This window comes from Pseudodesulfovibrio cashew, from assembly GCF_009762795.1.
GTDB lineage: Bacteria > Desulfobacterota > Desulfovibrionia > Desulfovibrionales > Desulfovibrionaceae > Pseudodesulfovibrio > Pseudodesulfovibrio cashew.
On the sequence record NZ_CP046400.1, the window covers coordinates 3,440,852 to 3,463,346 of the forward strand.

24 protein-coding genes are annotated in these 22,495 nt (G+C 57.4%); 5 read left to right on the forward strand and 19 right to left on the reverse strand.

What is annotated here, in order from left to right; all coding sequences use genetic code 11:
* Positions 1 to 243: 243 nt before the first annotated feature.
* The 3 genes from GM415_RS15745 to GM415_RS15755 are packed head-to-tail and all read left to right on the forward strand — an operon-like array spanning position 244 to position 3,737.
* Positions 244 to 1,182, forward strand: a complete 939-nt coding sequence (locus GM415_RS15745) for an AraC family transcriptional regulator (RefSeq protein WP_158949859.1) — start codon at positions 244 to 246, stop codon at positions 1,180 to 1,182.
* A 49-nt stretch (positions 1,183 to 1,231) separates the two neighbouring features.
* A complete protein-coding gene (locus GM415_RS15750) occupies positions 1,232 to 2,161 on the forward strand; it encodes a DUF362 domain-containing protein (RefSeq protein ID WP_158949861.1) in 930 nt (309 codons plus the stop codon).
* Position 2,162: 1 nt separating this feature from the next.
* Positions 2,163 to 3,737: a 4Fe-4S binding protein gene (locus tag GM415_RS15755; RefSeq protein ID WP_158949863.1), complete on the forward strand. Its 1,575-nt coding sequence runs from the start codon at positions 2,163 to 2,165 to the stop codon at positions 3,735 to 3,737.
* 210 nt (positions 3,738 to 3,947) lie between these two features.
* On the opposite strand, the gene GM415_RS15760 is transcribed toward GM415_RS15755, so the two are convergent.
* The 8 genes from GM415_RS15760 to GM415_RS15795 form a co-directional block, all read right to left on the reverse strand.
* Entirely contained in the window at positions 3,948 to 4,499 is a 552-nt protein-coding gene (locus GM415_RS15760) for a single-stranded DNA-binding protein (protein WP_158949865.1), read from the reverse strand.
* Between the two features lie 41 nt (positions 4,500 to 4,540).
* Positions 4,541 to 4,882 (reverse strand): hypothetical protein, encoded by a 342-nt coding sequence (locus tag GM415_RS15765; protein ID WP_158949867.1) that lies wholly within the window; start codon positions 4,880 to 4,882, stop codon positions 4,541 to 4,543.
* A gap of 98 nt (positions 4,883 to 4,980) precedes the next feature.
* Positions 4,981 to 5,628: a biotin/lipoyl attachment domain-containing protein gene (locus GM415_RS15770; protein ID WP_158949869.1), complete on the reverse strand. Its 648-nt coding sequence runs from the start codon at positions 5,626 to 5,628 to the stop codon at positions 4,981 to 4,983.
* 82 nt (positions 5,629 to 5,710) lie between these two features.
* A complete protein-coding gene (locus tag GM415_RS15775) occupies positions 5,711 to 7,978 on the reverse strand; it encodes an acetyl-CoA carboxylase carboxyl transferase subunit alpha/beta (RefSeq protein WP_158949871.1) in 2,268 nt (755 codons plus the stop codon).
* A gap of 1 nt (position 7,979) precedes the next feature.
* Positions 7,980 to 9,398 carry an ATP-binding protein gene (locus GM415_RS15780; protein WP_158949873.1) on the reverse strand — a complete coding sequence of 473 codons (1,419 nt, stop codon included), beginning with the start codon at positions 9,396 to 9,398 and terminating at the stop codon, positions 7,980 to 7,982.
* Between the two features lie 12 nt (positions 9,399 to 9,410).
* The gene (locus tag GM415_RS15785; protein ID WP_158949875.1) at positions 9,411 to 9,794 is read right to left on the reverse strand and encodes a PilZ domain-containing protein; all 384 of its coding nucleotides are present in this window, start codon (positions 9,792 to 9,794) and stop codon (positions 9,411 to 9,413) included.
* A gap of 54 nt (positions 9,795 to 9,848) precedes the next feature.
* Positions 9,849 to 10,595 carry an OmpA/MotB family protein gene (locus GM415_RS15790; protein WP_158949877.1) on the reverse strand — a complete coding sequence of 249 codons (747 nt, stop codon included), beginning with the start codon at positions 10,593 to 10,595 and terminating at the stop codon, positions 9,849 to 9,851.
* Positions 10,596 to 11,348 (reverse strand): motility protein A, encoded by a 753-nt coding sequence (locus GM415_RS15795; protein WP_158949879.1) that lies wholly within the window; start codon positions 11,346 to 11,348, stop codon positions 10,596 to 10,598.
* Positions 11,349 to 11,429: 81 nt separating this feature from the next.
* Here GM415_RS15795 and GM415_RS15800 point away from each other — a divergent pair, with 81 nt between their 5' ends.
* Positions 11,430 to 12,269 carry a purine-nucleoside phosphorylase gene (locus tag GM415_RS15800; RefSeq protein WP_158949881.1) on the forward strand — a complete coding sequence of 280 codons (840 nt, stop codon included), beginning with the start codon at positions 11,430 to 11,432 and terminating at the stop codon, positions 12,267 to 12,269.
* 65 nt (positions 12,270 to 12,334) lie between these two features.
* On the forward strand, positions 12,335 to 12,994 hold the full coding sequence (locus GM415_RS15805) for a FlgO family outer membrane protein (RefSeq protein ID WP_158949884.1): 660 nt from the start codon (positions 12,335 to 12,337) through the stop codon (positions 12,992 to 12,994).
* 85 nt (positions 12,995 to 13,079) lie between these two features.
* On the opposite strand, the gene GM415_RS15810 is transcribed toward GM415_RS15805, so the two are convergent.
* The 11 genes from GM415_RS15810 to qrcD form a co-directional block, all read right to left on the reverse strand.
* Positions 13,080 to 13,664: a 2-oxoacid:acceptor oxidoreductase family protein gene (locus GM415_RS15810; protein ID WP_158949886.1), complete on the reverse strand. Its 585-nt coding sequence runs from the start codon at positions 13,662 to 13,664 to the stop codon at positions 13,080 to 13,082.
* Positions 13,665 to 14,516 carry a 2-oxoacid:ferredoxin oxidoreductase subunit beta gene (locus GM415_RS15815; RefSeq protein WP_158949888.1) on the reverse strand — a complete coding sequence of 284 codons (852 nt, stop codon included), beginning with the start codon at positions 14,514 to 14,516 and terminating at the stop codon, positions 13,665 to 13,667.
* Between the two features lie 5 nt (positions 14,517 to 14,521).
* Complete coding sequence (locus GM415_RS15820; protein WP_158949890.1) at positions 14,522 to 15,667, reverse strand: 2-oxoacid:acceptor oxidoreductase subunit alpha; 1,146 nt, start codon at positions 15,665 to 15,667, stop codon at positions 14,522 to 14,524.
* Between the two features lie 6 nt (positions 15,668 to 15,673).
* On the reverse strand, positions 15,674 to 15,949 hold the full coding sequence (locus tag GM415_RS15825) for a 4Fe-4S dicluster domain-containing protein (RefSeq protein WP_158949892.1): 276 nt from the start codon (positions 15,947 to 15,949) through the stop codon (positions 15,674 to 15,676).
* A 235-nt stretch (positions 15,950 to 16,184) separates the two neighbouring features.
* Positions 16,185 to 16,823 (reverse strand): precorrin-8X methylmutase, encoded by a 639-nt coding sequence (locus GM415_RS15830; RefSeq protein ID WP_158949894.1) that lies wholly within the window; start codon positions 16,821 to 16,823, stop codon positions 16,185 to 16,187.
* Between the two features lie 8 nt (positions 16,824 to 16,831).
* Positions 16,832 to 17,491, reverse strand: coding sequence for a deoxyribose-phosphate aldolase (gene deoC / locus GM415_RS15835; protein WP_158949896.1), 660 nt, complete (start codon positions 17,489 to 17,491; stop codon positions 16,832 to 16,834).
* Between the two features lie 142 nt (positions 17,492 to 17,633).
* The gene (locus tag GM415_RS15840; protein WP_158949898.1) at positions 17,634 to 18,350 is read right to left on the reverse strand and encodes an amino acid ABC transporter permease; all 717 of its coding nucleotides are present in this window, start codon (positions 18,348 to 18,350) and stop codon (positions 17,634 to 17,636) included.
* An 11-nt stretch (positions 18,351 to 18,361) separates the two neighbouring features.
* Positions 18,362 to 19,129, reverse strand: coding sequence for an amino acid ABC transporter permease (locus tag GM415_RS15845; RefSeq protein ID WP_158949900.1), 768 nt, complete (start codon positions 19,127 to 19,129; stop codon positions 18,362 to 18,364).
* 80 nt (positions 19,130 to 19,209) lie between these two features.
* On the reverse strand, positions 19,210 to 20,016 hold the full coding sequence (locus tag GM415_RS15850; protein ID WP_158949902.1) for an ABC transporter substrate-binding protein: 807 nt from the start codon (positions 20,014 to 20,016) through the stop codon (positions 19,210 to 19,212).
* Between the two features lie 36 nt (positions 20,017 to 20,052).
* Entirely contained in the window at positions 20,053 to 20,781 is a 729-nt protein-coding gene (locus GM415_RS15855) for an amino acid ABC transporter ATP-binding protein (RefSeq protein ID WP_158949904.1), read from the reverse strand.
* Between the two features lie 460 nt (positions 20,782 to 21,241).
* Positions 21,242 to 22,483 carry a menaquinone reductase integral membrane subunit QrcD gene (gene qrcD, locus GM415_RS15860; RefSeq protein WP_158949906.1) on the reverse strand — a complete coding sequence of 414 codons (1,242 nt, stop codon included), beginning with the start codon at positions 22,481 to 22,483 and terminating at the stop codon, positions 21,242 to 21,244.
* Positions 22,484 to 22,495: the final 12 nt, after the last annotated feature.

A 22,495-nucleotide genomic window follows, 5' to 3' on the forward strand; every position in this document is an offset into this window, starting at 1 on the left:
ATTCAAGGCTAATTTTGACACCTTTACTCATAATATTCAAATAGTTATAATAACTCATCCCCATTAAAAGGCGATCGCTCCACAGCCACAACTCCATGGGCATCCTTTCTTGCATTGGGTCACCCCGATCACGTCTGATAGACCAATCCTCCTTTATTTTTGCACAATCGGCCAAAAAAGGGCACCACCTATTGTTTCAAAAGCGCAAAGCCTGCTACTGCAAAGAGGAAAGGAGAGCCCGCTATGAGCAAAAACGAGATGGACAAACTCAACTCCGCCCGCATGGCGCTGGCAAAACAGATTTACCGTTTGACCGAAAAGGACGATCATTTTGAACCCGGTATCCCCGGGTTAATGCTGGTAAGATATGAGACGCCAACCGACCCGATGAGCGCCATCTATGAGCCGTGTATCTGCCTGGTCGCCCAAGGAGCAAAACGGGTTCAGCTAGGCGACGAGGAGTACATCTATGACGAAAATCACCTGCTTATCAGTTCTGTCGGGCTGCCGGTAATCGCCAATGTAACCAGGGCCAGCAAGGAAGAACCGCTCCTCAGCCTGGTCCTTAAGCTCGACCTGAGGATGCTCGCCCAGCTCATGGTGGACAGCAACCTTCCCGCCTCCCTCAACAAGCAATCGGGACGGGGCATGGCCATCTGCGAGGTGTCCGAGCCATTGCTTGACAGCTTCCAACGCCTGGTTGGCCTGGCTGATACCCCTGATGACATTCCCATCCTGTCACCGCTGATACACAAGGAAATCCTGTACAGACTCCTCAGGAGCGATCTCGGCCCCCGCCTCCGGCAGATCGCCACGGGAGGAAGCCATGCCCAGCAGATCGCCCACGCCATCGGCTGGCTGAAGGAAAACTACACCAAACAGCTTAAAGTGGAAGGCCTGGCAAAGGAAAGCGGCATGAGCGTGTCCACGTTCCATCACCATTTCCGAGCCACCACCGCCATGAGCCCGCTTCAATTCCAAAAATGGCTCCGGTTGCATGAAGCCAGGCGACTCATGCTGTCGGAAAGCCAGGACGCCACTACGGCGGCCATGCTGGTCGGCTACGAAAGCCCGTCGCAATTCAGCCGGGAGTACAAACGCCAGTTCGGGGCGCCGCCGTTACGAGATATCAAAAACCTGAACCGGACAGGGCAGACCAAAGTGGTCACCGGAGCAGCCTGAGGACTGCATGGTCGCCCGCAACCTACATTCTTACTGTGGAGGTACCATAATGGATCGTCGTGACTTTCTGAAAAAGGCCATCAGCTCCACTATCGTTGCCGGGTCGACCCTGGCTTTCGGTGGCAGCGGCCAGTTCTGGGACACAGCATCCGCAGCCGAAACCGCCCCTCAATGGGATCTGGTCGCTGTCCGGGGCGACGAGCCCGATGCCATGTTCGACAGCGCCATCAGCGCCTACGGGGGAATGCAGGCCTTTGTCTCTCCTGGCAACAGGGTCGTTGTGAAACCAAACATAGGCTGGGACGTATCACCGGAAAGGGGCGGCAACACCAACCCCAAGCTGGTGGGACGCATCGTGGAGCACTGTTTTGACGCCGGAGCCAAAGAGGTGATCGTTTTCGACCACACCTGCGACAATTGGCGGCAGTGCTATCTGAACAGCGGCATCCAGCAGGCGGTTGAAAATGCGGGCGGCAAAATGGTCTCGGCTGACAGCGACGGGTACTATCGAAAAGTCTCGATTCCCCAAGGTAAGCGACTGACCAACGCCTCGGTGCATCAGGCGTTACTGGACGCCGACGTGTTCTTCAACGTGCCCGTGCTGAAGGACCACAGCTCCTCAATGATCACGGCCAGCATGAAAAACCTCATGGGTGTGGTCTGGGACAGGTGGTACTGGCACCGGAATGATCTGCACCAATGCATCGCGGACTTCTCCTCCTTTCGCAAACCGGACCTGACCATCGTAGACGCCTACAACGTCATGAAACGCAACGGGCCACGCGGGGTTTCCGTCAACGACGTCGTGAACATGAAGGCCCAGGTGCTTTCCACTGACTTCGTGGCTGCGGACGCGGCCGCTGCCAGACTGTATGGCGCAGACCCTGCGGATGTAAGGCATATCCAGATAGCTGCGGAGATGGGGTTGGGACGTATGGATCTCAAGAACCTTTCCATCAACCGCATCAAACTGGGATAACATGCACCTCCGCAACCTCAAGTCGCTAAGGGTGGCGATTGCCGCTGCTTTCCTTGTGTTGACCTCCCTCCTCTTCCTTGATTTCAGGGAGATGGGAGCCAAGACGCTTGCGGACAGCGTCTTGTTCCTGCAATTCGTCCCGTCACTCCTCAATTTCCTGGAAGGGGCGACGTTCGGGGCGGCAGGATTTCTCGCGGTACTGGCAATCACGCTCCTCTTCGGACGGATATACTGCTCTGCGGTTTGTCCTTTCGGTATCTTGCAGGACGCAATCAGCCGGATGGCAGGCGGCAAGCGACATAAATACGCCAACACCAAGCCGCACAACAAACTTCGCTATGCAATCCTTGGACTGACCATTCTCCTGTTCCTGACGGGAAGCGGGCTGATGCTCAACATGCTCGACCCCTTCAGCAGCTTCGGGCGAGTTCTTTCTAACCTTGTCCGCCCCCTGCTCCTCGCGGCCAATAATATGGCCGTTCCCATCTTCGAACAGATGGGCTCCCATGCTCTGTATCGAGTACAGTGGGCGGCCCTGGCCCCGGTCTCCATCGGTGTGGCCCTGACAATGCTCCTCACGGCCGGGTGGCTCAGTGCGCGGCATGGGCGCCTCTATTGCAACACGCTTTGTCCTGTGGGCACCCTGCTGGGCCTGTTCTCCAAGGCCGCTCTCTTCCGCGTCCGCTTCAACCACGAGGCATGCAGGGAATGCGGACGATGCGAGCGGGCATGCAAGGCAAGTTGCATCGACTTCAAGAAACAGACGGTGGACGCCAGCCGATGCGTGAGTTGTTACAATTGCCTGACCGCCTGCCCCAACAATACGCTGCAACTCTCTCCCACCCCCAAGTTCGGCGCCAGGACAGCCGAAGAAGGCTCGGGGCGAAGAAAATTCCTAATAGGTCTCGCTGCCGGAAGCATGGGCATGGCGGCGACCAAGGTTAACGCTGCACCGCCCCCTGATTTCAAGCAAAGCCGCCCCACTACGGTTCCGGAGAAACGGACCAGCCCGATTTCACCGCCGGGCTCCCGAAGCATCGAGCAATTCACCTCCCGGTGCACGGCATGCCACCTGTGCGTATCCGCCTGCCCCTCACGGGTCCTGGTCCCTTCATTCCTCGACTACGGCCTGTCCGGAATGATGCAGCCGCAGATGTCACTCCAGTCTGCCCACTGCAACTTCGATTGCACCATCTGCTCGAATATCTGTCCAAGCGGGGCAATCCTCCCCTTGGCCAAGGAGCAAAAGCAGATAACCCAGGTTGGCGTAGCGCATTTCCTCAAGGAAAACTGTGTGGTGTACACGGATAACACCAATTGTGGAGCCTGTTCCGAACACTGTCCGACCAAAGCCGTACACATGGTGCCCTACCTGAACGCAGCAGGTCGCAAACTCGTCATTCCCGAAGTGACCGAAGCCATCTGCGTAGGCTGCGGCGGCTGCGAACACGCATGCCCAACCCGCCCCTTCAAGGCCATCTTCGTGGATGGTAATCCAGTGCATAAAGTCGCCGAAAAGCCTATCCTCCGAAAGCTTGAACCGGCTCCCGATGCAAATGAGGACTTTCCCTTTTGACATCCGGGAGGCCATTCATACTTACTCCCCTTTTTCCAAACAGATCGACTGGCAAAAGGACGACAGCATCCACAAAACATCCCCCTGAGACCGGACAAAAAAAAGAGGGTGGTTATACCACCCTCTGAATCTTACCTAGCTCTGCCCGGTTCCGGGATAACGAATCTCTAAATTCGCCCCTACCTGGACACTCTGTAAAAAAACGGCACCTTAGAAAGGCACGTCATCCATGCCGCTGGCTTCGGACGGGAAGGCGGGACCGAGGTCCTCTTCCTGCTGCTGCGGCTGGCCCTGATTCTGCTGAGGAGACTGTTGGTAGCCGCCCTGTTGCTGCTGATAACCACCACCCTGCTGCTGGTAGCCACCCTGCTGCTGTTGCTGCTGGTAGCCGCCCTGCTGTCCGGCCTGATTGTACTGGCCATCCGGCACGCGGTCGAGCCCCTGGATATTATCGGCCACAATCTCTGTGGTATAACGGTCCTGACCATCCTGGCCCTGCCACTTGCGGGTTTGAAGCTTGCCTTCGACCAAGACCAGACGGCCCTTGCCGATGTAGTTACCGACGAACTCGGCCTGCTGCCGCCAAGCCACGATGCGGTGCCACTCGGTCCGCTCCACTTTCTGGCCGGTCTGCCGGTCGCGGTATCCCTCATCCGTGGCGACGGAAAAGTTGGCGACCGCCTGTCCGGAACTCGTATAGGAGACCTTGGGGTCCTGTCCGACCCGCCCGATGAGGATCACTTTGTTCATGCTGCCAGCCATATAAACTCCTTCCGTGGCTTATTGAAAAAAGAAAATTGATATCAGAAATTTACCGCGATATCTTCCAACTCGTCGAGACGATCTTCCAATTGATAGGACAGCCTGTCGGCGCCCTTGGGGTCGCGAGCGGCCAAGGCGCCCTCGATCTCGAAGCGCAAGTCCTCGGCCTCATCGGCCTTAGCTCTGAGCTTGTCAGCCTTGTCCTTGGGGATCAACCCGGCGCGCACCGCGTCAAACACGGCCTTGGCCAACTCCAACACCCCTTTCTTAGGGATGGCGTCGCTGTCCTGCCAAGCCAATTTCCACAAGGAAGGCCATGACTTGCGGACCTCGTCTTCACTGAAGGTCCACGCCGAAACACGAATCTGCAACAGTCTACCCATGGTTTCGCCTCACTTCCCCATCCCTAACAGGGCCGTGCAGCGGACGCAAGGGAAAGGCCGCGAAACCATGACCCGTGCGAGCGGAAAACCCGGGTTCTTTATTCCTCGTCCCACTCGCTCTGGATGCGGGCGACCACGTCCTGAATGACGGTCAATTGGTCTTCGGGGCAAATGCCGATGAGGGGCTCGCCCTCGTCCACGTTATCTCCGCGACCGAAATAAACGGAGTAGATGATGCCCTCGGGGCCGGTATAGGCCAAGGGGGTTTCCCGCTTCATGCGCGAGACGATGAGCAGCTCCATACCCTCGGTCACTTTCACGGACCGCTTGCCGGAGACCTTGAGTTTCTGGTCCACTTCGGGAACGAAATAGTATTTGGCCCGCTCCGGAGCGCGGAACAGGTACAGAGCCTCCTGAAGGATGAGCTCAATGACCTCTTTGCGGGTGAGAAAGTGCTTTATGGTGACCAGCGGCTCTCCGGCCTCCACGAACTTGCCCTCCAGTTCAGTACGAACCGACTCGACCTCACCCTTTTCCGGGGCGGTGATAGGCTTCTTGTTCTTCTCTCGGGTCAGGTTGGCCAGAAGGGTGCCCGGCTTCTCCATGTGCTCGCCTTCACGGCCGTGTACGGTGTCCCCCTTCTTCAGGCCCGCGAATTCCACCACGCCGGTATGCGGCGCGTGAACCACGATTTCACGATAGGGAGAGGCTTTTACCTTATCCAGTAACTCTTTGATATTCAGCACTATTAATTCCTTGATTGAATTCAGCGGAGGCAATGCGGATCAGGAGTGCATCCCCGCATCGGCGTTGTTTCAAACAACCGGGCTAGCGATAGTATAGGTTGCGTCCACCCATGGTCAAGAGGGATTGATGGAGGTTCTTTTTGACCTCCCGGCGGTCCCAGATGCCGTGGATGTGCCCTCGCGAAAGGGCGTGATAGCAGCGATGGTAATCCGGTGCAACGGTCATGCCCGTGGTCTCGGTGATGACCCCGGGACCCGCGAACCCAATGTTGGAGGACTGCACCGCGAACTGATACGGGGAACACCCGAGAAAGCTGGCGACAGGTCCGGCGTAGGAGTTGGTATCGTAGAGCACAAGGTACAGCCCGCCTGCGTCGATGTAACGGCGTACGGCTATGGTGCAGCGAGGCATCTGAATGACGCCGTTGACGCCTTCCTGGATACGGATGCCCGCCGTGCCGTGCACGTAGGCGATAAAGGGCCGCCGCTTGCGTTTGGCCCGAGCCGCGGCGCGTATGAATTTCTCGCCCTCGGCAGCGCCCACGCTGCCGCCCCGGAACGGCGCACAGAATACAGCCACCACCGCTTCCACGCCATCGATAACAGAATCGAAAGTAATGCATGCCGACTTGAGGCCGGTCTTCTCCTTGGCCTTGTCCAACTTGCCGTCGAACTGCTCGTAACCGAGGGGATTGATGGACTCCAACTCCCGATTGAACTCCCGGCTCACCGCGTAGTTGAAAACATTCTCCAGATACCACCGGTATTCCATGGGAAAATGATGGCCACAGTGGGGACAAACTCCGGCAAAATCACCAAAAAGATCTGGCACCCAGAGGTCCGGACAATGGTGGATGCGCGCGTTTGGACAGGAAATGGTTCGGTCTTCCTGGCTGCGCGGACTGGACCAGGCCCAACCGTTGCCCACCAGATAAGCTCCCTCCTCCGGGCTGGAGAGTTGGGTCAGCTTATCCCTGACCGCCTCGTCCGCCTTGGTCTCCTTGCCGTTGACGCCGGGAAACGACTTGTCCAGTGCGCGCTTCAGAGGCATCAACACCTTGTGGCGAAGCAGATGCGCCTCGGCTCCAAGCTCCTCGAACATGGCGTCCAGGCGTTTCTTGGGCTTCCCAATCAAGTCATAGCGCAAGAAGGAATGAGTGGCGTCCACGGCTCCTTTGGTGACGGTCACGGCACGCTTGGCTATGCCGGTGCCGTCGAGGCGGGCATGCCGACTCATGGCCAGGAACTTCCGCTGACGGCGCTCGACCAGTCGGTTCAGGGCCGATTGCGACAGATTCCAACGCATGTAGATGGACTCGGCGTCGTCCGTCCTGCTCCCACGGACCACCATGGCCCGATACAGCTTCATGGACTTGACCTCGCTGACCGCCTCGTTGGTGGCCTGGATCAGCTCACGCCGGAGCTCCCGAAAAAATTCGTAATGATAGGCACGGGCACCCAGAGGAGGCTCTCGCAGCACCTTGTCCACATAGCCGTTGGCCAGGTTGTCGTCGGCCGTGATCCCCAACTGCCGGGCGCACTTCTCAATGAGTTCGGGCGTGGCCCGATCCCCACCACGCAAGCCGCCTTCGATGGCCGCCGCCCCCTCGGGGGAGATGACCGAATAATAGCCGTGCGAGAGCATAATACGCCGGTCACCCAAACCCACGGCCTCGGCGCCGCCGGAACCCCCTTCCGAAAAAACGGAGATGACCGGAACACGCAGCCCTGCCATTTCGTAGAGGTTGCGCGCGATCTGCTGAGCCGCGCCGGGCCAGTCTTCCACCGGATAGGCCCCGGGCGTGAAGACGAAGGTGTGCACCGGGATGTTTTCGGTCTCGGCCACCTTCATGTAATGCAGCGCCTTGGCGTTGCCCCACGGCTTGACCGAACCGCCGTTGCGATAGGCCTCGCCGTGCCCCTTTTCCTGGCCGATGACCATGACCATCTGGTTGAGAACCTTGTCGCCCACGCGCCTCGTGAAGTATGCCCTGGCAATGAGCATTGAGGGGTCGATGTTGTACTCGCCCTGCCCTCCGATCTCTGTGTAATTGTCGTAGACATTCTCCAGAATGTCCTTGAGGCAGACACGCTGCGGATGGCGAACGATACGAACACGGTCCATTGGCGTCAGTTCAAGGTCGAGCTTGCGCTCGGAAAAATCAAAGAAATCTTCCAGCCGGGCCACTTCCTCAACCAGAACGCTTCCTGGCAGGGATTCCTCCTTGACCAGCAGCTCGCTCAGTTTGGCGGTCAGCAGCCGGATGTTATCGTCCTCCCGATTACCGAAAATATCCCGAGTATACGAAAGCCGGTCCTTGAGAGCCTGGATTTGCCTGTCGATTTCCATGTCAGAACTCCAGGATCTTGTGCGTCTTTTCCCTCAGGAACGCGACATTGGTATAAAATTCTCCGGTCTGGCCGCCCGCCGATCCTTCCAGGACCAGTTCGTCGAGAAATTCTAAGCCGCGCCGCTTGACCTCATCCAGATCCCTTCCCCAGACAATGGCCAAAGCCAAGTTGGGGTCGTATTCCATGGGGATCTCGTATTCGCGATCTGTAGGTACTTGGGAAAAAACTTTAAGCCAGTCGTGGTCCTTCCACTCGAAACGGGTCACCGTCCCAGCACAGGGTGTAAAACGGTTGGCAGTATTTTCGGCCACCAGACGGTACTCAATCCCCATCCCGGCGAACCCGATGTCTTCCTGCGAGTAGCCCAATGTTTCGCCCAACGCGAGCCTAAGCTGTTCGGTGATGATGTCTACGGGCTTGCCGTCCACGCGGGAAATGATCGCGGAGACGCCGTTTTCCACCTGAATACGGGTGTTGACTTCCATGAGAAACGGCTCGCCCCTTGGGGTGACGATCCACTCCCAGGTGCCGACGTTGTCGTACCCGGTCTCCTTGGCCATGGACAGAGAATATCGGGTGATATCGTCCAGGACCTTCTCCGCATCAAAGGTGTAGGGAATCACGCCGGGCGCGAATCCGGGGGCGACCTCCACCCGTTTCTGCTTGCCCGAGGACTGAATGGAGCAGTTGCGCGTGCCGAAATGGACCTGGGCGCGGCTGCTGCGCTCGCAGACCACCTGCACCTCCAGGTGATTGAAATCGAAAATTCGCTGCTCGATGAGCACGCCTTCGTCGCCGAAATTACGCTTGGCGTAGTTCCTAATACGCCGGAACACCGAGCGAAACTCGCCGAAACTGCCGACCTCCTCGATGCCCATGCCACCGCCGCCGGCCGAAGCCTTGACCATGATCACGCCGTCGATGATACCCTGGGAGGCCTGAAAATCGAAAAGGCTGGAAGCGATCTCCTCGGCCTCCACCTCACTGTACACGGGATGGTCGGACCCGGGAACGGTGGGAACGTCCAGACTCCGGGCGATGCGCTTGGTGTTGATCTTGTCGCCCAAGTCGCGAATTACCCACCAGGAAGGGCCGATGAACTCCATTGGGCGATCGCGCCGCACCACTCGCCGGGCGAAACGAAAATCCTCGGCGAAGAATCCATATCCGGGATGGACAGCCGTTGCGCCCGCATCATCCGCCACGGCAAACAATTCATTGGCGTCGAGATAGGAGGCTATCTTGTAGACACAGGCATCTCCCCCCAGCTCACGAGCCAGCCGGATATGCCCCGACGCGCTGTCTTCCGCCGTGTGAACGCAGACGAAGTCGAGCCCGAGACGCCCGCATGCCTGCATGACGCGCATGGCGATCTCGCCACGGTTGGCGATAAGGACCTTGTGCCGGTCTATGGACATTGATTTTCCCGTTTATTCCTGCTCTCGCTGCTGCTTGCGCAGAGCGATGAGCCGTTTCTGGACTTCTAGGACCAACTTATCCAGCTTGGCCTGCTGCTGCCGACTCAATTCCTCGAAATTGATGCCGACAATTCCGTTGTCGAGCACGCGGATGACCCGCGCCTTGAGCTCGCCCAAAAACAGTTTGCTATTAATCAACAGGTCGCACACCAAATTGCCACCTTCCGAAAACCCTCTGCCTGAATCCAAAACGGCAAAGCCCGTAGCGCTCAAATCCTTGACCTCAAGAACCCCGTCCATACCGGCAAAACGCACGGTAAGACCGGGCACTTTGGTCCGAAAGGCCTGGCGCAACTGCCCGTCGCTGTTTGTGGATAATTCCAGATCAAACCCCATGTGCCGTCCTTACAATGTCGTCTTCCGGTCCGCTTGGACCGGTCAATATCTAACCTACTTTCCCATAACGCGCTTTTCAAGCACGAACTCAACCCGCCGATTCCTCGCCCGGTAGTCATCCGAAGTATTCGGAAAGAGCGGATTCAGATAAGCCAGCCCTGTTGCGGTAAGCCTGGTGGACTCGATGCCCATCTTGAGCAATTCACGCAGAACTGACACAGCCCGGAGTGCTGATATCTCCCAGTTGTCCTTGAACCGGGAGGTAGAGGACGGTCGGACGTTGTCCGTATATCCGACGATCTTGATTGTCTGATCCCTGTGGCGAATAAAGAAATCCTTGAGGGCCAAAACCATTTCCGCCCCTCGCGGGGTTAAATCGATCTGTCCGGGACGGAACATGATGTCGCCCGGCACACGCAGGGTGATAACCCCGTCCTCGAAGTTGGCCGAAACCACGCCCTCCACGCCCTTCTTGGTCTGCAACGTCTTGACGTCGGCGAAAACCTTGCGCTGCGACTCGATGATCTGACGGCGCATCAGGGCCTGGTCGATGAGTACACCGGCCTCATCCTGAGTGATCCGGCTTGTGGAAATCTTCTGCATCTTGCCCTGCAAGGCCTTGGTCACCGAGGAAAAAGTCTGAGAAAACTTGTCCGTGTCCAGGGTGGACATGGAATAGAGCAACACGAAAAAGACGAGCAGCAACATGGACAGGTCGGCGAAGGTGGTCAACCATTCGCTGCCGCTGTCATCCTCGTCATCCGAAGAATATGCTCTGTAATCTTCCAGGTCTTCGCTCATTTAGTTCTTCACTCGCTCGTGCGGCGCCAGGAAGGATGACAACTTCTCGTAAACGAGCCGCGGGTTGTTGTTTTCAAGAATGGATTTGGCCCCTTCGAAAATAACTTCCAGGTGAAGTTGCTCCTGAAGGGTACGAGCCTTCAGTTTGGCCGCAATGGGGATGAAGAAGAGCGTGGACATGGCCGAGCCGTAGAAGGTGGTCAGCAGAGCCACGGCCATGGCCGGGCCGATGGACTTGGGATCACTGAGTTGCGAGAGCATCTGGACCAGACCTATGAGCGTACCCATCATCCCGAAGGACGGCGCCAGGGCCGCTAGCCTCTTGAAGACATCCTGCCCCACCTGGTGACGACGGCGCATGGAATTGATCTCAATGGCCAGCGTGGTACGAATGATCTCCGGGTCGGCGTTGTCCGCGATGAGCTGACAGGATTTCTTGAGGACCATGTTTTCGGTCTGGACGTTCTCCAGGGCCACCAATCCCTCACGACGGCTGATCTCGGCCACCTTGACCATGATGTTGACCACGTCACGGACCTTTGTCTTGCGCTGGACGAACATCTTGAACGCGGCGTTAAAGGCCTGTATGACCTCTTCGAAGGGGAAGGCCACCATAATGGAGGCCAGGGTCCCACCGACAACGATCATCATACCGGGAATGTTGATGAAAACATCAACCGCTCCACCGATAATGATGGCCCCCATGATAAGGGACAAACCAACGGTGAGACCAAGCAGCGTCACGATATCCATATAATCAGCCCATCCTTGGGTTCAGTCCGATCCGCAAAAAACAGCGGCCTGCTTCAAACCGGTACACGACGAGGAGTCAGCATGCAATACCTTGATAAGATACAATACTCTGCCGCATATATACAGGAAAAGCTAGGCAAAACACAAGCCAACACCGTAGGCATGGTGACCGGGACCGGACTGGGCGGACTTGTCGACGCCATAGAAACCACGGCCACCCTTTCTTATTCCGACATTCCACAATTCCCCGTCTCCACCGTAAAAAGTCATGCCGGCGAACTCGTCTCCGGCACCATTGAGGGCGTACCGGTGCTGGCCCTCCACGGCCGATTTCACCTCTATGAAGGATTTGATGCAAGGGAAGTAACTCACGGCATCCGCGTCCTGGGAGAGCTGGGTGTGAAGACGCTGATCCTGACCAACGCAGCAGGAGCTCTCAATCCCTCCTTCGCCACCGGAGCCCCCATGCTCATTGAGGACCACATCAACCTGACCGGCACCACTCCCCTCCGAGGAGACAACGTGGACCACTGGGGCGACCGATTCCCGGACATGTGCGCCGTGTACGATCCGACCCTGCGGACGCTTGCGGAAGGAAAAGCCCTCGAGGCAGGCATCAGGCTGGAAAGGGGCGTGTACATGCAGGTCATGGGGCCAAACATGGAGACACCGGCTGAAACCCGCATGTACCGGGGCATGGGCGCGGACGCCATCGGCATGTCCACCTGCATGGAAGCCATCGCGGCCCGCCATATGTCCATGCGCGTGATGGGTCTCTCCTGTCTTACCAACAAGAACCTGCCGGATTGCATGGAGGAAGCCCCGCTGGAGCAGGTCATCGCCCGGGCAGAGCAGTCGGCGGAAGCCATTACTAAACTTATCCGTTCCGTACTAAAGGAAATCCGGGAACCTGCCGAATAGACGTTGGAGCACCCCGCATTTCGCGTGGGACTCTGCCCGTGAGACACAAACAGGACGGCAACCCTATGTACACAAAAAAGTTCACATACATGCTGCTTGCGGCCATGCTGCTGGCTGCGGGCTGCGGCAACCGTTTCTGGGAGGACACCAAGGGAGCCACGGTGGATTCCTATCAGTACCTCACGGACAGCACACCCACGGCTCGCTCGTACCACGATGAGGCCTCGGTTCCGATCATAGAACTCAACCACGAGGCTGGAGACGTCCTATACAAGAACATCAAGGGCGACGAGCTGGACAAGCGCTCTCCCATCTACGTCCGAACCTTCACCAATGCCGATGACGCCACCGACAGCTCTGTCTTCGGCCGAGTCATGACCCAGCAAGTGGCGGAACGACTGGTCCAGCACGGAGCGGTCATCACCAAAGGCGACCCCAAACCCGCCGACTATTTCCTGCCCCACGGCGTAGACAGGAAAAGCTACGCAGATCCAGTCAAGTACACCTCGGGAGATCTGCCGATCCGCGCGGCGGTGCTCGAAGGCGACTATGTTATCGGTGACGAGTACATCTACCTGACCGCAAAAATCGTCCGCCTGGACGACAACGCCGAGGTTTCCGGCCACAACTGGACCATCCCCATTACCGACAACGTCCGTCGGATGCTCCCGCAGCTCCGGCTGGCCAATGGCATGGAGCCCACAGTCAAAACCAAATTCGAATAAGTCGACGTCCGAATTCAGAAGCAAATGAAAAGCGGGCCGCCGGAAATTCCGGCGGCCCGCATACGTTTAGGCTATTCGCGCCCTACTAACCTCTCCAGACACTCCCGGCGTCCTCACCCCACTCTTTTTTGGCCAGACGATGGCCGAGATTGAAAGCCTTGGTGTTCACAGCCCGAATCTTGGCAGGCAGGGCAGACTCAAGTGACTTGCGCATGGTCGCCTGATTGACGAACGGGAGCAGAAAAGAGAGCGATCCCAGGACCACGGTATTCATGGCCTGGACAATGCCGATCTTGTCCCGCGCCAAAGCGGTATAGGGCAACCCCAGGAACTGATTGGTGGGCGGCTGCTGTACCAGATCCGTCTCCAGCACCAGTACGCCGCGCGGTTTGAGGTACGGATAGTATGCGTTGCACGCCTCCTGGGACAATGCCACCAGGATGTCCAGGCTTTCAGCCTTGGGATAGCTGATGGGCTTGGAGGAAATGACCAGGTCGCATCGGGACGAGCCGCCCCGCGCCTCGGGGCCATAGCTCTGGGTCTGGGTCACATTGTAGCCGTGCCCAAGGGCGAGGCCCTGTCCCATGACCTTGCCCAAAGTGATGATGCCCTGACCGCCCAGGCCGGAAAAGCGGATTTCGAAACGATAGAGTTCCTGTTGCGGCTTCATCTACTTACCCCCCTTGGCGACTTTCTCGAGGAACTTCGCCTGGCGCTGGTAGTACAGCTCCTCAAAGCCCTCCCGGTCCCGCTGGACAAAAACGCCTATGGGCATTCGCCCGGCCCGCTTGTCCTCGGGCAGCTCGTTGTATCGCTCCACGTCCATGGCGCTGCTCTTCAGCCACTTGTACATGTCCACCGGGGTCTTGTACTTGTTCTTGCGCCCGAACTGGGTATGACACGGCGTGATCGCCTCGACTATGGAGAAACCGGGCCTGCCAATGGCGTCGGTCAGAACCTTTTCCAACTTCTTGACGTGGAAGACCGTGCCGCGCGCCACATAGTTGGCTCCAGCCCCCCTCGCCAATTCCACTGTGTCAAAGGCCTTGTCGAGCTGACCAAAGGGGTTGGTCATGGTCATGGCCCCCTCGGGAGTGGCAGGGGAACTCTGGCCGCCGGTCATGCCATAGATGCTGTTGTTCAGGATCAGCGCGGTGATGCCGATGTTCCGCCGGGCGGCGTGGATCAGGTGATTGCCGCCGATGGAAAGCGCGTCACCGTCGCCCATGATGGCGATGACCTTGAGCTTCGGGTTTGCCATCTTGATGCCCGTGGCAAAGGTCAGCGCCCTGCCGTGGGTGGTGTGCACCGTGTTGAAGTCCACGTACACCGCCAACCGGCCCGAGCAGCCGATGCCGGCCACGATGACCACGTCGTCCTTGGGAAGCTCCAGGCTATGGATGGAGCGAATCAAAGTCCCGAGCACGATGCCGTGCCCGCACCCCGGACAGAGAACATGCGGAAACTTTTTGTTATGCCTCAGATATTGATGAATTATTTCATTTCCAGTAAATCCGTTCATGGTGGCTACCCCTGCATGATGACCTTGAGAATTTCCGAGGGAGTGACGATCTGCCCGTCGATGCGGTTGATGGTCCGGACGGACGCCCGGCCCGTGTTCACACGCTTCACCTCACGGGAGATTTGTCCCATATTCATCTCCGGCACCACCAGGGTCTTGGCGGTGGCCATGACCTTCTCCTGCTGCCGCCGGGGATATGGAAAGAGCGTCTTGAGCTTGAGCAGCCCGGCCTTGATCCCGTTCTCCCTTGCCTGCTGCACGGCCAGTTCGGCGGAACGCGCCACGGAACCGTAGGCTATGACCACGATGTCCGCATCCTCAGTCATGACGGTGTCCACAAGCTGGATGTCGTAGAAAAACTGGTCGATCTTGCGGTGCAGCCGCTCCACAAGCTCCTCCACCTCTTCAGGTCGCTGGGTTGGGAACCCGTTGCGGTCATGGGTCAGCCCGGTGGTGTGGAAACGATAACCGGAACCGAGAGGCGGCATGGGCGGCACGCCGCGCACGGTCTCCTCATAAGGCTTGTACCACTCGGGCGGCATGGACGGGACGGTGCGGGAAAAAACCTCATATTCACCCGAGTTGGGAATCTCGATCTTCTCACGGGTGTGGGCCGTCACCTCGTCCAGGAGCAGGATGACCGGCGTACGGTATTTCTCCGCCATGTTGAAGGCGGTGACCGTCATGTCCAGACACTCCTGAACGTTGGAAGCCGAGAGCACGATGATCGGATGATCGCCGTGGGTGCCCCAGCGGGCCTGCTGCACGTCGCCCTGCGCCGGACAAGTGGGCAGACCGGTGGAGGGACCGCCGCGCATGACGTTGACCAGCACCAATGGCGTCTCTGCCATGATTGCGTAGCCAAGATTCTCCTGTTTCAATGAGAATCCAGGGCCGGATGTAGCGGTCAGCACCTTTCTCCCGGCCAGGGAGGCGCCGATGACCGCGCCCATGCTGGCTATCTCATCCTCAAGCTGGATGAAGACACCGTCTTCAATCTTGGGCAGCCGAGCGGCCATGATCTCCATAATCTCGGATGATGGCGTAATGGGATAGCCGCCGAAAAATGTGCACCCGGCCAACAATGCGCCCTCGACAACGGCTTCGTTGCCCAGGGCGAATATTTCTTTGCGTTTCTTGCGTCTGGCCATGAATTCCTACGCTCCCTTTCCCTTGGCTTTCCCTGTTGCCTGCTCCGTGCCGCACCGCTCCGCAACATCCGGTTCCTTGTCCCTGACGACGATGGCGAAATCGGGACAGTGTAGTTCGCAAAAACCGCATCGAATACAATCCTCCTCGCGGACGACCATACTTTTTCCCTGCGAACTCATCTCCAGCACCTTGCCTGGACAGAACTCGACGCAGATGCCGCAGCCCTTGCACCAATCCGGATACACAGTGACCCGACTGTTGCCTTTTTCTTTCTTGGCCATATTCCTTCCACCAATACTGTTGAAACGGCACGATCGCCAGCGCACAACCTCGCAACCGACATAAACAACGTGATTTTTCACCCTGTTCAGTTCCACACCTAGCAGGATTTCACGCCTAGTCCAACGATTTTCAGAAATTCGAAAAGTAGTCTCGAAAACCGAAAGGCAAAAAACGCAAAAACGCGTCCGGGCAGGTACACTCCGGACGCGTTTTTTGTGTTCAAAAAAAAGAAAATCAGGACGCGATGACAGCGAGAGCATTAACAACCGATGCGGCCAATGCGCTCCCTCCCTTTCGCCCCTCAATGGAAATGTAGGGCACATCCCGGCTCATGAGCAGCGCCTTGGACTCGGCCGCGTTCACGAACCCAACGGGCATCCCGACTACCAATGCGGGCAAGGCTGCGCCGCTATCGAAGTGTTCCACCAGCCGAATGAGCGCGGTTGGCGCGTTTCCAATGACGTAAATGGCCGGTTTTATCTCTCTTACAGCAATATCAACGGCAGCTTTGGCCCGAGTAATCCCTTCGCTTCGAGCCCGCTCGATCACCCTCTCGTCGTTCATCAGGCAACGCACCTCACACCCCAGGGGGGCAAGCCTTCGGACCGGAATTCCACGCCGCGCCATCTCGGTATCGGTGACGATAACCGCCCCGCTACGCAGGGCCTCAATGCCCTTCTCCACTGCTTTTTCATGAAAGCGAACCAGCTCAAGGAGCTCGAAATCCGCCGTGGTATGGATCATCCGTCGAACGATCTGCCATTTTTTTCCGGCAAAAGGACGCGGTTCAGGCACTTCCGAATCAATTATCCGAAAGGATTCCGCTTCGATTTCCTCGGGTTTTTGAAACTCCTGAAGTCGGATTTCACGCATTTCTTTCCTCATTCCCCGGTCACGATGGTCACCGATGCCGATGCACCGATGCGGTTTGCCCCAGCCCGCAGCATGTCGATGGCCTGGTCGTAGGTCCCGATTCCGCCGCTTGCCTTGACGCCGATGTCCGGCCCGACGGTCTCGCGCATGAGCCGGACCGCCTCCACCGTTGCGCCTCCGGGGCCAAACCCGGTGCTGGTCTTGACGAACTTTGCTCCTCCGTCCACGCTCAGCCTGCAGGCCCGGACAATCTCCTCGTCCGAAAGCAATGCGGTCTCCAGGATGACCTTGACCGGCGCTCCGTCCGCAGCCTCGACCACGGCCCGGATGTCTTTAAGCACAAGGTTGTCATCGCCCGCCTTGAACGCGCCGAGATTCATGACCATGTCAACCTCCTGCGCACCGTTACCGACCACCGCCGCAGTCTCGAACGCCTTGACCTCGGGCAGCGTGGCCCCCAGGGGGAACCCGACCACCGAGACGGGTACCGGCGATTCGTCCTTGAGCTTCCAACTGGCAAGGGAGACCAGGGAAGGATTCACGCAGACGCCGTAGAAACCGTACTTGACGGCCTGAGCACAGAGCAGGTCAAGGTCCTGAACCGTTGCGGCAGGCTTGAGCAATGTGTGGTCGATATGCAGGGCCAATTCTCTGGTACCCAGAACCATGGCAGTCTCCTTTTGAAAAAACATGGCGCGACGGCATTATTGCCGCCGCGCCACAGTAACAGTTTCACCCCATGAGCAGAAGGGGAATTCGCCTGACGCCCTCCGGCAAAGCGAAAACCGTCCCGGCACGATAATCGTGCTGCTAGCGATCCCGCGCCTGATACCGTGAAAGCTGGGCCTCCAGACGGCGGCTGTACGATGTCAGCATATAGCAGATAAGGAAGTACAGCGCGGCGATGGTAATCCAGATTTCGAATGAGGCCACCATTTCCCGGTTGTCCACCTGAACACCGGTTCGGGTCAGTTCGATGACGCCGAGGATGGCCGCCAGGGAGGTGTCCTTGGTCAGCGAGACGAACTGGTTGACGAAGGACGGGATCATGTTCCGAAGCGCCTGCGGCAAGATAACCAGCCGCATGGCCTGAACATGAGACAGCCCAGACCCCCGAGCGGCCTCCATCTGCCCCTTGGGCAGCGCAATGACGCCGGCCCGGACAATCTCCGCCACGTATGCTCCGGTAAAGATGATGAAGCAGACCATTGTCGTGGAGAATGCAGGCAAATTCTGGCCGGTGATGACCGGAGCCAGATAATAGAACCAGAAAATAAGCAGCAGCAGAGGCATGCCTCGGATCATCTCGACATAGCAGACCGCCGGATACTTGATCCACCATGTCCGGGAAAGACGCATGAGACCGGCGCCCAGCCCCAGCCAGAACGCGCCGAAAATGCCGACAATGGCGAGAATGACAGAAGCAAAGAACCCTTCAGGCCGGTGGATGAACGGGAAAACCCAATCAATGTTGGTGTTACCCCAGAGAAAATACGTGAAGTTGTCTAACGCAATATTCCAATGCATAACGAGCCCTCCTAATACATGACCTGAACCATGAAGTGCTTGTTATACATGGTGATGCAGAACGACACACACAACGAAATCATCAGATAGATCAACAGGGCCACGGAAAACGCCTCAAACGGGATGGCGTGGTAGGACTCGATCTGAGTCGCCTGATACATGATCTCGCCGACGCCGATGACCATGCACAAGGATGAGTTCTTGATCAGGTTGAGGGCCTGGGAAATGAGCGGCGGAATGACGATGCGCAGGGCCTGCGGCAGGATGACATAGCGGTATCCCTGAAGGAAAGAGAGGCCGACAGCGCGGGACGCTTCAAGCTGATTCTTGGGAATGGAGAAAATGCCCGCCCTGATTTCCTCGGCGATGAAGGCCGAAGTGTACACGGTGAGGGCGATGATGCCGGTGATCAACTCGACGTTGAAGAGCATCCATTCGCCGACAAATTCGTGCCCGAAAGCGGTAAACGGTCCAGGAAACCAGTAGTACAGGTCGTTCATCCAATTGTTGATAGCATCCGGGATGACGAACTGCGACGCGTTGTACCAGAAAAATATTTGCACAAGCAGCGGCGTGTTCCGGAAAAATTCGGTAAAAGCCAGGCTGAACCACTGCAGCGGTTTGAAAGGCGTCATGCGCATAACGCAGATGATGATACCCAAAATCATGGCGCACGAAAGCGAGATCGTGGAGATCTGCATGGTGGTGACGAAGCCCTCCCACATCCAGCGTGCGGGTTCGCCCGAGAACATCTCAGCCCATTGAAAATGATAGTCCAAAGCTCAATCCATCGGTTGCGGTGAAACGGGAAAGCCGGGAGCGCCCGAAGGCGCTCCCGGTAAATGGGACCGTAACAGTCTTACATGGGCCAGAGCTCGATGGTCCAACCTTCAGGCAGGTCGTAACCCATCCACTTCTTGAACAGCTTGTGGTAGGTGCCGTCGAGCCACATCTCGTTCAGGCTCTTGTTGACGAAATCGCGGAAGGCGGAATCATCCTGGGGCACGCCGAGACCGTAAGGTTCGGAGGAGAAGAACTCGCCGACGATTTCCCACATTTCGGGATTGTCGTCGCCAGCCTTCAGACCGGCCAGGATGCCGGAGTCGGTGGTCACAGCCTTAACCTTGCCCTGCTTCAGAGCCATGAAGGCCTGCGGGTATTCGTCATAGGAGATGACCTGGGCCTTGGGCTGAGCGGCCTTGATATTTTTTTCGGAGGTGGAACCCTTGACGGTGCCGACCTTCTTGTTGGCCAGATCGGCGGTGGACTTGATGCCGGAGTCCTTCTTCACGAGCAGCTTCTGACCATCCATGAAGTAGGTGATGGAGAAGTCGATCTGCTCGTCACGGGAAAACTTGTGGGTCATGGTAGCGGCCAGCATGTCCACGGAACCCTGGGCCAGCATCGGAATGCGGTTCTTGGAGGTGACGACCTTGAACTCGGTCTTCACGCCCAGCTTGTCGGCGATGTACTTGCAGACGTCGACGTCGAATCCGACCAGTTCCTTGGTGTCGGGATCAATGAAGCCGAACAGGTTGACGGAATCCTTGACGCCGCAGACCAGCACGCCGGCCTTCTTTACGTCTTCGATCTTGCCAGCGGACGCCACTGACGCGGCGAACATGAAGGACAGCACCAGAGCCAGAACAATAACTAAACGTTTCATAGTTCCTCCTCTCATAGGAATTACGGGTTATACAGATTAAAGAATTTCCTTCAGGAAGTTCTTGGCACGCTCGTGTTTGGGATTCTTGAAGAACTCATCCGGCGGAGCCTGTTCAACGACGACGCCGCCGTCCATGAACAGGACACGGTCCGCAACTTCGCGGGCGAACCCCATCTCGTGGGTGACGCAGAGCATGGTCATGCCCTCCCGCGCCAGGTCCTTCATGACGTTGAGAACCTCGTTGATCATCTCCGGGTCCAAAGCCGAGGTGGGCTCGTCAAAAAGCATCACCTTGGGCTTCATGGCCAGGGATCGGGCAATAGCCACTCGCTGCTGTTGACCGCCCGAAAGTTCGGCGGGATACTTGTGCGCCTGGTCATGGATGCCGACGCGCTCTAGGAGTTGCAGTGCATTCGCCTCGGCCTCGTCCTTGGACACGCCCTTGACCTTGATGGGGGCCAAGGTCACGTTCTTCAGGACCGACAGGTGCGGATAGAGATTGAACTGCTGAAATACGATGCCGATCTCCGCACGCAACTTGTTGACGTTGACATCCTTGGCCAGGATGTCCTTGCCGTCAAAAAGGATCTGGCCCTTCTGGTACTCCTCCAGCCGATTAATGCACCGAATGAAGGTGGACTTGCCGGACCCGGAGGGGCCACAGATAACCAGGACCTCTCCCTTGTCCACGGACTCATTGATCCCTTGCAGGACATGAAAATCACCATACCATTTGTGCAGCTTCTGCACTTCGATCATTGCCATGTTCTCGATAACTCCAAACTGAAATTGGACAAAAAAATGAAGCCTGGCACCGTGTCGGACAGCCCCTCCGACCGCCAGGCCAAAATGTCAAAATTGCCTGTAAGTTGTTATCTGATTCGGTAAAAAAGTCAAGGTGCTGTTCCTTTTTCGGTCAGTGATGACATGGCTGTCAAATATGCGTTTGACTCATATCGACGTCCGATCATACTGAAATCGAAGCCCTTTCCTTTTGTCTGATTTTGGGATTGATCATTTTTGTCAAGCTACTCCTTTTTTCAATACATTTTTTTATCACTATCAACAACACAGATACTCGGTTTTCCACTACCAAGGGAAAACAACGGTTGCAGCAGGGATGATGCAGTCTCACCCGAGCGCTGATACCGATGCATAATGAGATATAGACAAAAAAAAGACCCGCTCCGAAGAGCGGGTCTCATGTTGCGTCTTGATGCCGCGGCTACTTTTCGGACTGATAGTTCAGGCCGACCTCTTGCGGGAAGAGGGGCAGGTAGCGGTAGACCAGGCTGAGGACCAGGAATCCGTAAGCGACGATCATGATGGACGATGCGTACTCCACCCAGTTGGCGTAGTAGATCTGCCAGTCGTCGAACGGCATGGCCGGGAAAGCGATGGTCTGGACGGTGAAGATGTAGCGGTTCAGGGACACGCCGAGGCAGTCCAGAATGGCTGCGGTGTACATCAGCACCGGACGGTTGCGGATGGACGGAGTGACCAGCATGATGGCCGGAACCACGCCGCACAGGATCAGTTCGGTCCAGAGCAGCCACTTGCCGTAGGCTACGCCGTAGAACATCTGATCGAAGGTCAGGCCGACGGACGGCAGGTAACCGGTGGCCCAAGCCCAGGTGTCGAGGATCTTGAAGAACATATAGACACAGAGCATGGAACCGGCAATTTTCGCCATCAGGGCCTTGGTCTTATAGTCCACCAGCTTCTTGCCGGTCAGCTTCTCCATGAAGGTGGCGACCAGGACGGTGAAGACCGGGCCGGAACCGACAGCGGAGAGCACGAACAGGAAGAAGGTCCAGGGCCAGATGAAGAAACCCTCGCGGAAGGCGAACGGACGGCCGATGAGCACGCCGTACATACCGCCAAGGGAACCCTGGTGGAAGGTGGACAGGAAGGCGCCGATACCCGCGAACAGAGCCATGTTGACGTGCATGTTGTGCGCCAGGGCATGGATGAACGGGATCTTGTTCAGCTGCTTCTGCTCCAGGACCAGCGGGACGAACTCGATGATCAGTACGGTGCAGTAACAGGTGATGCAGAAGATAACTTCGGTCAGCATGGAGTGGACGTTCGGGTGCCAGTAGCCGAACCAGGCGCGGCCCGGCTGGCCAATGTCGAGCGTCAGCACCAGCATGGCGCCGGAGTAGCAGATGAAGCCGACCACGACCGTAAGGTTGATGATCTTCTCAAGCTGCTTGATTTTCAGAATGTACTTGAGCAGTCCGGTGAAAAACGCACCGGCGCCGAGGGCGATGACTGCCAAGTCAAAGGTAATCCAGGCACCGAACCCGAAGTAGTTATCCAGGCCGGTGGTACCGATTCCGTTATAGAGCACGAGGACGGCGGCGTAGAGACCCCAGAGGAAGAAGCCGAGAATAACGGCAATCCATATGAGGTATTGGCCAAAACCGCAACGCTGCACCCCTTCCGGGAAGAGTTTGCTATCCATTTTCAGCCTCCC

Bases quoted from the DNA above. Each gene is read 5' to 3' on its own strand.
- deoC (WP_158949896.1), bottom strand. From the start codon at position 17,491: ATGGTTCTGGGTACCAGAGAATTGGCCCTGCATATCGACCACACATTG.
- GM415_RS15750 (WP_158949861.1), top strand. From the start codon at position 1,232: ATGGATCGTCGTGACTTTCTGAAAAAGGCCATCAGCTCCACTATCGTT.
- GM415_RS15795 (WP_158949879.1), bottom strand. From the start codon at position 11,348: ATGGATATCGTGACGCTGCTTGGTCTCACCGTTGGTTTGTCCCTTATC.
- GM415_RS15805 (WP_158949884.1), top strand. From the start codon at position 12,335: ATGTACACAAAAAAGTTCACATACATGCTGCTTGCGGCCATGCTGCTG.
- GM415_RS15755 (WP_158949863.1), top strand. From the start codon at position 2,163: ATGCACCTCCGCAACCTCAAGTCGCTAAGGGTGGCGATTGCCGCTGCT.
- GM415_RS15850 (WP_158949902.1), bottom strand. From the start codon at position 20,016: ATGAAACGTTTAGTTATTGTTCTGGCTCTGGTGCTGTCCTTCATGTTC.
- GM415_RS15745 (WP_158949859.1), top strand. From the start codon at position 244: ATGAGCAAAAACGAGATGGACAAACTCAACTCCGCCCGCATGGCGCTG.
- GM415_RS15800 (WP_158949881.1), top strand. From the start codon at position 11,430: ATGCAATACCTTGATAAGATACAATACTCTGCCGCATATATACAGGAA.
- GM415_RS15765 (WP_158949867.1), bottom strand. From the start codon at position 4,882: ATGGGTAGACTGTTGCAGATTCGTGTTTCGGCGTGGACCTTCAGTGAA.
- GM415_RS15825 (WP_158949892.1), bottom strand. From the start codon at position 15,949: ATGGCCAAGAAAGAAAAAGGCAACAGTCGGGTCACTGTGTATCCGGAT.
- GM415_RS15855 (WP_158949904.1), bottom strand. From the start codon at position 20,781: ATGGCAATGATCGAAGTGCAGAAGCTGCACAAATGGTATGGTGATTTT.
- GM415_RS15810 (WP_158949886.1), bottom strand. From the start codon at position 13,664: ATGAAGCCGCAACAGGAACTCTATCGTTTCGAAATCCGCTTTTCCGGC.
- GM415_RS15840 (WP_158949898.1), bottom strand. From the start codon at position 18,350: ATGCATTGGAATATTGCGTTAGACAACTTCACGTATTTTCTCTGGGGT.
- GM415_RS15785 (WP_158949875.1), bottom strand. From the start codon at position 9,794: ATGGGGTTTGATCTGGAATTATCCACAAACAGCGACGGGCAGTTGCGC.
- GM415_RS15780 (WP_158949873.1), bottom strand. From the start codon at position 9,398: ATGTCCATAGACCGGCACAAGGTCCTTATCGCCAACCGTGGCGAGATC.
- GM415_RS15820 (WP_158949890.1), bottom strand. From the start codon at position 15,667: ATGGCCAGACGCAAGAAACGCAAAGAAATATTCGCCCTGGGCAACGAA.
- GM415_RS15775 (WP_158949871.1), bottom strand. From the start codon at position 7,978: ATGGAAATCGACAGGCAAATCCAGGCTCTCAAGGACCGGCTTTCGTAT.
- GM415_RS15760 (WP_158949865.1), bottom strand. From the start codon at position 4,499: ATGGCTGGCAGCATGAACAAAGTGATCCTCATCGGGCGGGTCGGACAG.
- GM415_RS15830 (WP_158949894.1), bottom strand. From the start codon at position 16,823: ATGCGTGAAATCCGACTTCAGGAGTTTCAAAAACCCGAGGAAATCGAA.
- qrcD (WP_158949906.1), bottom strand. From the start codon at position 22,483: ATGGATAGCAAACTCTTCCCGGAAGGGGTGCAGCGTTGCGGTTTTGGC.
- GM415_RS15815 (WP_158949888.1), bottom strand. From the start codon at position 14,516: ATGAACGGATTTACTGGAAATGAAATAATTCATCAATATCTGAGGCAT.
- GM415_RS15790 (WP_158949877.1), bottom strand. From the start codon at position 10,595: ATGAGCGAAGACCTGGAAGATTACAGAGCATATTCTTCGGATGACGAG.